Origin of the sequence: Microcoleus sp. (assembly GCF_049646505.1) — a bacterium.
Taxonomy (GTDB): Bacteria; Cyanobacteriota; Cyanobacteriia; order Cyanobacteriales; family Microcoleaceae; genus Microcoleus.
The window spans coordinates 1-12388 of the sequence record NZ_JBARVX010000175.1 but is presented as its reverse complement, the minus strand read 5'-3'; the positions used below and the strand labels follow the sequence as shown (position 1 = coordinate 12388).

The window sequence follows — 12388 nt, the reverse complement described above, 5'->3', positions numbered from 1 at the left end:
TAAGTGCTTTCGCTCGACCATTTCTCGTAAGTCGAACTGCCACTCTCTGTTTTGCGACCATCTTTATAAGTGGTAACTGTCTGTGAATTCCGAGTCCGGGAGGTATCGCTACTGTTAGACGAGTTGGCATTACTGCCCTCGGTACTGCTGTTATTTTTACTGGCTGCTATTGTCGATTCGTCGCTGGTGCTTTGAGTCGTGTAAGCATCAACCTTATACTCGTTCTCCCACTGAGCATTATTCTCGGAGTAATTTTCTTGCTCGTTTTTAGAACTAGGTTTTCCTGAACTGTTGCTGCTGGAATAATTTGACTTTCTGACGGAATAACTATCTCGATTGTGCCTGTTATTGTACGGCCCGTCTTTGTAGTTTTGGGTGTCATTGGTCTGGGTTACTGAGTAATTATTCCCTCGATTGTTTTGCCAGTATGATGGGCCGTTGCTGCTGTTGGTTTGTTGAGATTGATTGACAGTGTAAGTGTCTCGATTGCTCGTATTTTTTGACTTGCCATCATCGTAACTGCTGTTAGCATTACTGTTTCCTTCCGAATAAACATCGCGAGTGTTGCTGTTGACGGCTTTGCCGTTAATTGTAGAGTTATCCCAGGTTGAATTAATTACAGAATAGTTGTCGGCACTGTTATTAGTTTTGGAGAAACCGCTGGTATTGTTGCTTTGAGAATCAGATTTGCTAACTGTGGTTTCTTCGCCACTGTGAGTGTTATTAGCACTGGTACTGTTGCTGCTATTCGTCCAATCGGCTTTTCCTTGAACTTGAGTTGAACTGTTATTGACGGAACTACCAGTGGTGCTAGTAGTTTGAGTGTTTGAATTTGATTTGGAACCCCAATCATCTTGGCGGTTGCCGTTATTCACTGCATAGCCCGTACCGTATTGACTGTCGGATTGAGACTTGCTGTTGCGATAACTTTCTGAAGCATCGTTTCTGGTGTACGTGGGATTTGTATAGTTGTAAGAACTGCGGGATTTTTGATTGGATGAACTTTGGTCGGCGCGAGTACCTTCGTATTTAACTCGGCTGTAGTTTTGCTGCGATTGATTTTTGTTTTCTGTTGAGTTTTGGGAAAAGTTTTTGGTGGTGTAGGTAGCAGCATTTGTGCTGGAATTACTTGTGGATTCGTTCAAAGAGTTGCCTTTGCTGTTGGTTTTGACAGCACTTTTATCCCAGCTTGATTCTGTGTTTGAGAAGTTGCTATTAGTTTGAGAGTTGGTGATGGCTGTGCCGTTGGAATTACTGGTAGAGGTAGTTGTGTACGGCGCTAATTCTGTGGTATAAGAGCTAGTGCCTTCGTTGCTGTTTCCAGTTGAGGTACTGGTAGTTTTTGGCGTGCCGGGGGAGGTGTGTGCAGTTGCTCTTTCTGAGGGTTTGGCTGCGGTAGAATTGGCAGAGTTGTCGGTATTTGTACCAGCATCAATTAAGGGTTTTGTCAATAGTTTGGCATCTGCCAATACTGGAATTGTGGGGAGGGTTTCTGCTGCTGTAGCAATGGCTAATTCTGCGTCGAGAATTCCGTATCCTGTTCTTTCGTCCCATTCGGGTACGTCAATGTCTGTTGCTGTTTTCAGGAGGAGATTTTTGATTTGTTGGCGGCTTAGGGATGGGTTGGCTGCCCACATTTTGGAGATGGTATTTGTGACGAAAGCGGCGGCGATTGATGTGCCTTGTTTGGTTGCGGTTGTTGAAGTTTCTGCTGTTTGTGGAGTGCTGGTTGGTGCTAGGATATCTAAGCCGCCTCCGTAGCTGGAATAGGCGGCGCGGTTGTTATTTTCGGATGCGCCAACGGTGATGATGTTGTCGAATTCTGTGGATGCTTGTCCGAGGGCGGATAGGAGAGTTCCTTCGTTACCGGCGGCTGCTACAATCAGGATGTTGTTGTCTTTTGCGTATTGCAATGCTGCTGTTTCTTCTGCTGTCAGTTTGTGCCGTGTGGTTTGCGTGCCGTCGGGATTGATTTGGGTTAAGTCGAAGCTGAGGTTGATGAGGGCGTTGGGTTGTTTTGCAGCTTTGGCGCTGTCTACAAATTCTATCAGGGATTGCTGCCAGTTGCCGCTACCGGTTGCTCTTCCCAACCAAATAGTAGGAGATTGTTTTGTATTGCTTTGATTGTTGGAGTCGCTGATAATTCCTAAAATTGTGTCGCCGTGTTGGTTTCCTTCATTTTGTTGGAGTAGGGGATTATTGTCGCCGTCGATTACGTCTTTTCCTAGGATGATTTGGCTGTAGTTGATGTTGGGATTGTTGGCTGTGAAGCCCGTGTCGATGATGCCGATAAATGGTTGGTTTTGTTGGGAAGAATTGGGGATTGTTTCTGTTTTGCTATCTGTTTGTGTAGTTGTGTAATCGCTGGTGTTATTTTCGGTGTTGCTGGCGCTGGCAGGGATGGTAGTTTGAGAGGTTTCTGGCTGGTTGTTTGCGGGCGTAGGGGCTGCTGTTTCTGAAATGATGGTTGTTGTTGATGCGGATTCTGAGGTTTTAGCATTCCATTCGCCGCCGTCTACCAACTCGAAAGAAGCTGGATTTTCTCTGTCTGTCGGCAGATAATTTTCAGCGATGGCGATTTCGGGGATATCTGCAAGGGAGGTGCCCCCGTGCCCGCCCGCTTCCAACGCGACAGCATCAATGGATTCTAACTCGGAGGGCTGGGGATTTTGGCTGAATACTGTCTCTGCCCAAATGCGGTTGAGGTTTTCCCACATCTGGGCAATTTCTGCGTCTGAAAGTAGCGGTAAATTGTCAGCAGTTTCGCCGGCATTTTCGAGGCTGTCGATAAGAGTTGGGGAGGTGTTTTCAATTTCCCCAGTGAGAATGTCTGTGGATTCTGCGGGTATTGTCGCTATTTCTGGTTTATCTGGTTGGATAAAGACGGGTTTTTCAATTGTGTCACCTGTTATTTCGTCGATTTCTGTCTCAACAGGATTTGTCTGGAAGTTGGAAATTTCCGAAACAGTCGGCTTTTGAGTTTCTGTCGCTGGGGAATTTTCAGGTTTTGTTTCAGCCGGATTTGTCTGGGAATTGGAAATTTCCGAAACAGTCGGATTTTTGTCTTCAACTGCGGCAGATGTTTCGGGTTTTGTCTCGGAATTGGAAATTTCCGAAACAGTCGGATTTTTGTCTTCAACTACCGGGGAATTTTCGGGTTTTGTCTGGGAATTGGGAATTTCCGAAACAGTCGGATTTTTGTCTTCAACTGCGGGGGAATTTTCGGGTTTTGTGTCGGAGTTGGGAATTTCCGAAACAGTCGGGTTTTGAGTTTCTGTCGCTGGGGAATTTTCAGTTTTTGTCTCAGTCGAATTTGTCTCGGAATTGGGAATTTCCGAAACAGTCGGATTTTTGTCTTCAACTGCGGGAGATTTTTCAGGTTTTGTCTCAGCCGAATTTGTGTCGGAATTGGGAATTTCCGAAATAGTCGGATTTTTGTCTTCAGCTACCGGGGAATTTTCGGGTTTTGTCTCGGAATTGGGAATTTCCGAAACAGTCGGGTTTTGAGTTTCTGTCGCTGGGGAATTTTCAGATTTTGTCTCAGTCGAATTTGTCTCGGAATTGGGAATTTCCGAAACAGTCGGATTTTTGTCTTCAACTGCGGGAGATTTTTCAGGTTTTGTCTCAGTCGAATTTGTGTCGGAATTGGGAATTTCCGAAACAGTCGGATTTTTGTCTTCAGCTACCGGGGAATTTTCGGGTTTTGTCTGGGAATTGGGAATCTCGGAAACAGTCGGATTTTTGTCTTCAACTACCGGGGATTTTTCGGGTTTTGTCTGGGAATTGGGAATCTCGGAAACAGTCGGATTTTTGTCTTCAACTACCGGGGATTTTTCGGGTTTTGTCTCGGAGTTGGGAATTTCGGAAACAGTCGGATTTTTGGTTTCTGTCGCTTCGGCAGAATTTGTTGTCGGAGTTGTATCGGGTTTTTTGTCGTCTAATTTAGTCTCTGTTTTTGACGCCGCGTCAGCTATTAATTCTTTGCCTTTCTCTGATGTACGCCAATCGGAGTTTTTGGCAATTACATCATCCATTAAAATGACTTTAGGGGTTGCACCTTTGAGATAAAATATGATATCATTGTAATCAGCATCGCTTTCTTCGCTTATCCCCATATCTTCCATAACAAATATATTGCCGCCATTCACGACACGGGCAATTTGTCCTGGTTGAAAGGCATTGCTGGAATTAGCTGTCGCCATTGAAAATAAGGGTTTTTTGTCGCCGCCAATTCCTGGATTGTTGTATACTTCTTGTATTGTGCCGTTGGGAATTAGGATGATGCCGAATTCGTCTCCGGGAGTCATTGCGAAGGTTTTTATGCCTCGGTATTCTCCGATATTTAAGTTTTTTTCTCCCTCGAAACTAGGGAATTTCGCTGCTTCTGTAGTGTCGGAAATTGCGATGTAACCGAGTGAGGAGTTGCTGAGGGCGCGTCTGGCTGCTTCTAGTATAAATTCTTCGGAATCAGGAACAAATTCCTGCATTCCTTTGAGGCAGATAATTGCTAGTTCTCCTTGATACCAGCCTCCGTCTGATAGGTAGTCTATGGTGATTTTACCTGTTTCGTCTGCTTGGAAAAGGCCGGAGTCGAAAGTGATTTTATTTTGAGTTTCTGGTTGGGCTGTATTGCCTGTGATTGCGTCGGTTTGGGTGGTGGTTGCTGGTGTTTTTTCGGTGATGCTGTTGGTTGTTGGTGTTGAATCTTTGTTGAGGATGAAGCCGTCTATCTCTGCCTGTTTAGCAGGTGTTTCTGGGTTTTTATCGAGATTTTGGTGGTTTTCGGGTAATAGTTCGATGCTGGTGTTTGTGGAGGATGTTTCGTTGGTTATTAGGAGATTTTTCGGGGGGGGAAGAGTAGTTTTTTGTAGAATTAGCTAGTGGCAATTCTTCTGCAATGTGGGGAATGATGGAAGTATTGGTGGTTAGTGGGAGGGTAGATGCTTCGATTGGAGACATGATTTTTAGTTGTTTTTTTGATGGTGAAAGTGACTAAAATGTGCGGGATTTGAGGAGGTTAAGTTTAAAAAATTCGCAAGCAAACTAAGTTTATAGGATGGTGGATCTTTTTTGCGACGAATGCAGGGTATGATATTGACAGGTTAAAACTTGCCAATGTGGGGACAAAGGTTTGATTCGATCGCCATTAATGAGTTTTTTTATGGCTGTTGTGAATTTATAGGTTTGAGAATATCAGTAACTTTTATTAATGGCAAGGGGTTTTTAGAGTTTTTAGGTAAACTTTATGGAAACTTTAAAAAAGTGCAGCAGCGAATCTCTTCCACAGCTAGTCGGTTGTTTACCACAAGTTAAAAAGTTTGTCAAGTTAAATTGATTGAGTGGAGATTTGCGCGCCTTGAGTGTCAAGAGCGATCGCCCTTATACCAAATTCATAAAATAGCGCTACATATCTACCCCCCCCCAACCCCCCCTTGTAAAGGGGGGGAGTCAAACTTTCAGTATTAGCATAACTTTATGAAATTGGTATTACTTCAGCTTTCACCCCAAATTCCATCCCAGCAGCCGCCACCATTTCCCTGACAACCGCTTCAGCGTTAGTAACATCCGTTAAAGCCAAAAGCGTCGGCCCGGCACCGCCGGATTCTATAAACTCAGGAATTAATGACGGGTAGAAACGGGAAGAATCAATTAGATGCAATTTCAGATGCCGTCGAGTTGTCTGTTATTCTTCCTTTTTTCCCAAATCCTCTTTGTCTGTTAAACTATCAATCTTTTGATCTTTGATCTTCTTTTCTGCCGCACGGCGCTGCCGCATCTGTTTTGCCTTGGCTTGCAAATCGCTGAACCCCTCATCGGGTTTGGTTTCGCCTGAACTAGCACCGAGGTGGGAATCGATCGGGACACCCATTTTTGAGCCGCTTTCCGATGCAGTCACAGTTTTAGCCACAGTGGCGCGCTGCTTCTGCTGTTGGGCTTTTTCCTGCAACTGAGCTAGGTATTCGTCTGGCTCACTTTCGGCTTGGGGAAGCTCTGCGACACCTGCTGCTATTTCTGGCAGTTGAGAAGGTGTTGGTTGAGCGGTTTCTTTTTTGCTAACTTTCAGTTTATCTTTCTTTTGCTGCAATTCTTTAAAGAAATCAGATTCTGTGATTTCTGCCACCTGCTGTTCTTTTTGGGCTTGGTCAATTTCGATTTTGAATACTTGTTTTACTCGATCGCTAATTACTTTCCCGTATCCGGCTTTATTAAATCTGTCAGCAGATATAATGCTGCCACCAGTTATAATTAATCCTAAAGCTGGCGCTGCCACCGGCACCCACCCTCCCAACAAAAAAATCCCAAAGCCACAACCGCCGCACACCAACAGCAGTGCTCCAAATGTCCCCACCAACTTCGCTGGGTGAGCCATCCGCGATGCTACGGTTGCTCCCACAATTGACCATCCCGAAATCCACAGAATTTCTGCCCATTCCGGCCAAAACCAAAACATCGGTTTGTTGTCTAAAACAGCACTCAAAATTTGGCTGACTACTTGTCCGTGTGCCACAATACCCGGCATGAATTGCTTGTTTTGCCGCTGCCCGCTGTAAGGAGTATAAAAGAAATCTTTAACGGTTTCTGTGGTGTAGCCGATCAGCACTATTTTATCTTTAACTAAATTAGGATCAACTTTCCCTTCTAAAATATCCGTAATTCTGACTTGATTGGCGAGATTCCGCCGGGAACGATAGTTAATTAATATTTGATATCCCCTGACATCAGCATTGCTATATCCTCCATCATTGCTTTCTAGTTTTTTGAATTGAGTTTTTCCCAGCCATAAAGATTGATCTGGTGCCAGTTGAGGATAAATTTTTTGTTTTTGCAAATAGTGGAGTGCTAGCTGGAGGTTGAAGGAAGCTAAAACTTGAGAATTGTCATTGCAAAGATGTTTTTCTACTGTGGAGTTGCCCTCAATTTTCGGCGGTTTCATAAATAATAAAGCCCTCCGCAGTATGCCGCCCGGATCGACTCCAAAATCTGCAAATCCTACCCGGTTTTCTGGTATTCCCGGCGGAGGCGGAGAACCGGGACTGTCTGGATTCCCGTCGGTGACTAAGCATACTCCGATTATTTTGTCGCTCTTTTGTAAAACTTTACTTAGTTCCTCGCGCCCGTCTCCTAAAGGTACGTCTCGCAGTACATCTAAACCGATGACTGCCGGCTGCATTTTTTCGAGTTTTTGTAAGATTTCAGCTATTTTGCGATCGGATATCGGCCACTGTTTCAGTTTCTGAATATCTGCTTCGGTAATTCCCACAACTAGCAAGCGCGGGTCTGGTTTTGCGTCGGGACGCATCCTCAGCATTTGGTCGTAAGCGCTTAATTCTAATGGTTCGAGTATTCCTAGCTGTCTGGCCCCCATCAAGGATATTGTGACTGCCGCGCTGGCAATTAGTACAGACTTAGCTAATAAGAGTGATGGTTTATACAGTTTACTCAGTTGAGCCGCTGCCGATCGAATTTTATGAGATATTTTATTCATTATTTCAGTATCAAAGTTGGAGTCGTTTCACCGAACAGCAGTTGTTTTGCTTGCAGCCGCCTGCAGCGCATACTTCCTCCATCTTAAAAAATCCGGAAACTCCGACCGCTTTGTAACAAGATTTTACATTTCGTGGCGACAGAATGTGTGTGCAATGATACTCGCGGCCCCGACAGCCGGATTTTGGGGACGGATAATCGACTTGCCGATCGAATTAATTAATGTTATGGATGATATGTCAAGGTTAAAATTGTGTATCTGCGCCCTGAAGCAACGGCTCAAAAATATTTGTCGCCATCAGCGAAAGCCTGTGTTTGCAATATTATAGTCAAAGGTACAAAAAAATGAAACGTTTTCAACATCTAGCTACACTGGCGATCGGCTTAGGTGCGATCGCGCTTACCGTCCCCAGTTCCCTCGCAGGAATGCGGACACAATCCCGCCCCATAGTCCTGAGTCAGAATGTTAATTTCAAGCCCCCCGATGTCACAGCCCCCGGCAGCCGACAAGGAGGGACGCATCGCGGCAGCAAGCTTTGTCCGGCCGGTTTATCTATTACTCCTTTAGTGCCTCCAACTAATATCGGTTTAACTCTCACAGAGTCTCCCACAATTTTTGCCTACGTTCCTCAAACCTCGGCAGCAATAGAGTTCACGGTGCTCACCGACAACGAGGAAAAAGTGGTCTACGAAAAAACATTTAAAGTTGACAAATCCGGGATTGTTGGAGTTAACGTACCTGCTAACAGCGACAACAGCAAATCCCTGGAAGTTGGCAAGCGATACGTATGGTCGTTTTCAATGGTTTGCGATCCTGAAGATCGATCGGCAGATTTAGTTGTTAAAGGGTTCGTGCAGCGCATAGAACCCCAGGCAACTCTCAAAAGCGATTTGGTAAATCCCGACCCGATGACTAGGCTCGACGTTTACGCTAAAAATGGGATTTGGTACGAAACTCTCGATACTTTAGCCCAAATGCGGCGTCAGACACCAGGGGATGCGAAGCTCAATGCCAAGTGGACGCAATTGTTGCAGTCCCAAGGACTCGAATCAGTGGCTGCTCAACCGCTAGTTGGGCCTCTTTAAAACTCGCCATTTCTTAAAGTTTTGTCCGTCTGCCGGTGGCGGTGTAAAAAATGACTTTCTTTACCCGATCGCGCCCCAAGTCCAAAAGACCGGGCGCGAGGGGGAGAGGGGGAGATTGGGAGAGGGGGAGAGGATTTTTGATCGATCGTCGAAATATATAATTTAAATGCACAACAGTAGGGACACGGCAGTGCCGTGTCCCTACTAGATAATTATTTAGGATTGCTCTAGCACTCACCTAAAAATTATCTGGAAATACATCTGCGTGCATCTCCGTTAATCTGCCTTAAATCTGCGGTTGACCGACTCCATCGAAAGCTTGTGCTACGCAACCTTTTCAAAAGTCACATTTTGGCAAGTAATGACTGCAAAATGATTGCACCATCACCAATTCTAAAATCTAAAATCTAAAATCTAAAATCTAAAATCGATTGACTGATGACTAATAACTTTCCTACAATTCTAGCACTTGATTTTGACGGGGTGATTTGTGACGGACTAATTGAATATTTCCAAACAGCTTGGCGCAGCTACTGTCAAATTTGGAAACCAGCCGAAACAGTCCCCGATCCCGATTTAGCTTTGAGTTTTTACCGAGTGCGACCAGCCATCGAAACCGGTTGGGAAATGCCCCTGCTAATCCGGGCGCTGCTGACAGGAATCACCCCAGAGCAAATCTTGCTGGACTGGCCCAATATTGTCCCGCATTTGTTGACCGAAAATAATTTAAAAGCCCAGTCTGTCAGCGCTATGTTAGATGGACTGCGCGATAATTGGATTGCTGAGGATTTAGCAGGGTGGCTGTCTTTGCACCGCTTTTATCCCGGAGTAGCCGAGATCCTGCACTCGTTGCAAGAGAGTTCGGTCAAAGTGGCGATCGTCACTACCAAGGAAGGCCGTTTTGTGCAGGAACTTTTGCAGCTAGCGGGCGTACAAATGCCGTCAGAGTTGATTTTTGGCAAAGAATACAACAAGCCGAAACACCAAATTTTGCGGGAATTTTTGGCAGCTTCAGGCAAAGATGCGACTATTTGGTTTGTGGAAGACCGGTTAAAAACTTTGCTGTCGGTGAAGCAGCAGCCGGATTTATCTCAGGTGAGGTTATTTTTGGCTGATTGGGGTTACAATACTTCGGCCGAACGGGAATCGGTGGCTCAAAATCCACCAGTTCAATTGCTTTCTCTGTCTCAGTTTGCCGGAGATTTTGCCGATTGGCTGCCCGACAAAGATTAATGCTAGATTTGTTGGCAATTAGTTTTTTTTCTGTGAGCAGAGTCAAAAAAAATTTTGAAATTTTACACTTTTTTGCTTGACTTTTGCGGCGCTGGTATGGTATTTTTATATAATGGGATGGTTGCGTAAAAAATATTTTTGCACATATTTCCATTATAATATAAACATAACACAAACTTCCCAACAAATCAAGGATACCGAAAAAAAAAATCGATTTTTTTTTCTGGCGAGCGTAATAAAATAGGTTCGATCGTTCGGAATGCCAGTCCTTCTTTTCCCAGTTATCCGCATCGGAATGCCAGTCCATCTTTTCCCGAGGACTGGCATTCCGATGCGGAGAACCAATCTGAGGCTTAAAACCAATGCTAGATTTAACTAAAGCGGCTAAGGCAATGCACGGAATGAGCCAACATTTGAATGTGGAAGCGGCTGCGGCTCGCCAACGTTTGGAAGTGGCTCAGAATTTACTAGCAAAGGCTGCAACGGGACAGGACAATTTAGTGGAATTGCAAGAAAGTTGGCGCGATCGCACTTTATTCAATGCTGCAACTCCGATCGAGCCTTTGGGCGATCGCACCTACATCACCGCACCCCCCGCCGCCCATACAGTATTCGCCACAGACGGCTCGCAAATTTCGCCCAGCCATCACGAAATAGCCTACTGTTACCTGCTCAACATCGGCACAGTCATGCTGCACTACGGGCAAAGCCGCCACCCAGTTTTAGACAGCGTGCCCGAGGTTTTCTACAAAGCCGAAGACTTGTATGCTTCGCGACAGTGGGGAATTAGAACCGAAGAATGGATGGGATACCGGCGCGCCGTTTCCGAAGCGATTGCTTTGGCAGAAATCGGCTGCGATTGGGCAAAAGTTAATGACAACAAATTGCCCGCGCCAGCTTTGGCAATGGTAGATGGTTCCCTGATTTATTGGTTTTTGGAACAGTTACCAAGCGAAGCGCGCGATCGAATTTTGGAGCCAATTTTAGAAGCTTGGGAAAAATTGCGTTTAGTAAAAATTCCCCTATTAGGATACTTGAGCGCTTCTCGCAGCACCGAAAGCTTATCTTTTTTGCGGTTTCAAGCTTGCACCCACGAAGTACCAGACTGCATGACAAACTGCCCCAACGTCGGATTTTCCGCCACCAGCGCCTTCGACGAAAAAGCACCTTGTCAAGAATTTGAACCCCTGCGAGATGCCGTCTTGTGGGCCACAATCCTCTCGCCCGGACAAAGAAGCCCGTTGTGGAAATCCCACGCTCGAATTTTAGATTTATACGACCTTAATCCTATCTATTTTTGTTACGTTCACGTCGGCACAGAAATTGCTAGAATAGAAGTGCCGGAATGGGTAGCACAAGATAATACAGAGCTAGATTTAGCCCTAGGAATGATGCTGGCTCAAGTACACAAAGGCGGTGGCTATCCCGTGACGCTGGCAGAAGCCCACAACCAAGCAGTTGTCACTGGGGGCGATCGAACTCGCTTTTTCGCTTTGTTAGAGCAGCAAATGATTAAAGCAGGCTTAAAAAATGTCGGAATTTCTTACAAGGAAACCCGGAAGCGCGGCAGTATTGCTTGAATTAAAAATAAGAGTTTAAAATGTTATATGCCCATAGAATTAATCATTTTAATTGCTTCCTTACTTGTTTCTTGGCTAGTATTTAATTGGGCTTTTAAAGTATTGAAAGCCAGCGCCAGCACAGCGATTTCTCTAGCAGCAATCGTGCTGGTGATGCAGTTATTGTTTGGCATCGGGCCAAATCAACTTTTCCAACATATAACTCACTTGCCGGAAACCCTTGGGAAAATAATTTTTGGCAAGTAATATCAAATCCGGTAGCATCAGAATGATTCAGATATATATTCTCTCCCTCTGTGTACTCTGTGTTCTCTGTGGTTAAATCATTCCGATGCAAGCGGAAACGATATAATCCGATTTTTGATTCTTTTAAATACCCGACTTCTTCAAGAACTCGGGTATCTGGGTATTCGGATAATTTTCCCTCTTATCGATAATTCATCCGTGTATCCGTGTCAAAATCCGTGTCGTGCCTTCTTCCTTACCCTAAAAAGAAATAATCAAGTAACCATTCAGGAACTTAGCACCCGTAACAGATTTCCCAGTTAGCGCCGGAGGCAGCAAAATATTGCGCCGCTGATCGCCCGCTTCGATCGTCACTTCCGGCCCGGATTGAATCAATTTAATTTCTTTCTTGTCAAACCCAGGCAAAAACAAACTCACTTGACGCTGTGCAATGTTGATGTTAATGGGTTGAGGAGCTTTTGCCGCCTGAGAAAAATCGGGCAAAGCATCAATTAGCGGCTGCCAGTTATTGTCACTGTGCGCCGGAACCGAAACAGCCGTCAAAGGATCAAACTCGGCACTAATAGCTTCTGTAAGCGATGCTTGATTGACAATTACACCGCCCACAGTCAAACCAATTTGTTGAGAACTTCCCCAAAGATCGCGGGCAGTTGCGATCGCACTTGCATCCCCAGTCGTAACCAAAAACGCCGCCGTGCGGTTCGGATCTGCCAGCGCTTCCTTACCCTTATCCAAAAGATTATCGACTTGCTTAGTAG

9 protein-coding genes are annotated in these 12388 nt (G+C 45.2%); 4 read left to right on the top strand and 5 right to left on the bottom strand.

Annotation, left to right across the window (positions count from 1 at the left end):
• From WBA89_RS09625 to WBA89_RS09610, 4 genes are all read right to left on the bottom strand, one after another.
• Nucleotides 1-4487 (bottom strand): S8 family serine peptidase (locus WBA89_RS09625; protein WP_424405980.1); only part of this gene is annotated, 4487 nt, incomplete at its 3' end.
• A gap of 274 nt (nt 4488-4761) precedes the next feature.
• On the bottom strand, nt 4762-4959 hold the full coding sequence (locus WBA89_RS09620; protein WP_424405978.1) for a hypothetical protein: 198 nt from the start codon (nt 4957-4959) through the stop codon (nt 4762-4764).
• 514 nt (nt 4960-5473) lie between these two features.
• Complete coding sequence (locus WBA89_RS09615; RefSeq protein ID WP_373535527.1) at nt 5474-5659, bottom strand: hypothetical protein; 186 nt, start codon at nt 5657-5659, stop codon at nt 5474-5476.
• Nucleotides 5660-5683: 24 nt separating this feature from the next.
• Entirely contained in the window at nt 5684-7486 is a 1803-nt protein-coding gene (locus WBA89_RS09610; protein WP_424405976.1) for a CHASE2 domain-containing protein, read from the bottom strand.
• A 344-nt stretch (nt 7487-7830) separates the two neighbouring features.
• Between WBA89_RS09610 and WBA89_RS09605 the strand changes: the two genes are divergently transcribed.
• The 4 genes from WBA89_RS09605 to WBA89_RS09590 all read left to right on the top strand — a co-directional run bounded on the left by WBA89_RS09605 (nt 7831) and on the right by WBA89_RS09590 (nt 11630).
• Nucleotides 7831-8571, top strand: a complete 741-nt coding sequence (locus tag WBA89_RS09605; RefSeq protein ID WP_424405974.1) for a DUF928 domain-containing protein — start codon at nt 7831-7833, stop codon at nt 8569-8571.
• Between the two features lie 438 nt (nt 8572-9009).
• Nucleotides 9010-9804 (top strand): HAD family hydrolase, encoded by a 795-nt coding sequence (locus WBA89_RS09600; RefSeq protein WP_424405972.1) that lies wholly within the window; start codon nt 9010-9012, stop codon nt 9802-9804.
• Nucleotides 9805-10166: 362 nt separating this feature from the next.
• A complete protein-coding gene (locus WBA89_RS09595; protein WP_424405970.1) occupies nt 10167-11384 on the top strand; it encodes a DNA double-strand break repair nuclease NurA in 1218 nt (405 codons plus the stop codon).
• A gap of 27 nt (nt 11385-11411) precedes the next feature.
• Nucleotides 11412-11630: a hypothetical protein gene (locus WBA89_RS09590; RefSeq protein WP_424405968.1), complete on the top strand. Its 219-nt coding sequence runs from the start codon at nt 11412-11414 to the stop codon at nt 11628-11630.
• Between the two features lie 240 nt (nt 11631-11870).
• Here the strand turns inward: WBA89_RS09590 and WBA89_RS09585 are convergent.
• Nucleotides 11871-12388 (bottom strand): ArsA family ATPase (locus WBA89_RS09585; RefSeq protein WP_424405966.1); only part of this gene is annotated, 518 nt, incomplete at its 5' end.

Coding starts and splice junctions, on each gene's coding strand:
- WBA89_RS09610 (WP_424405976.1), bottom strand. CDS start 7,486: ATGAATAAAATATCTCATAAAATTCGATCGGCAGCGGCTCAACTGAGT.
- WBA89_RS09620 (WP_424405978.1), bottom strand. CDS start 4,959: ATGTCTCCAATCGAAGCATCTACCCTCCCACTAACCACCAATACTTCC.
- WBA89_RS09590 (WP_424405968.1), top strand. CDS start 11,412: ATGCCCATAGAATTAATCATTTTAATTGCTTCCTTACTTGTTTCTTGG.
- WBA89_RS09600 (WP_424405972.1), top strand. CDS start 9,010: ATGACTAATAACTTTCCTACAATTCTAGCACTTGATTTTGACGGGGTG.
- WBA89_RS09595 (WP_424405970.1), top strand. CDS start 10,167: ATGCTAGATTTAACTAAAGCGGCTAAGGCAATGCACGGAATGAGCCAA.
- WBA89_RS09605 (WP_424405974.1), top strand. CDS start 7,831: ATGAAACGTTTTCAACATCTAGCTACACTGGCGATCGGCTTAGGTGCG.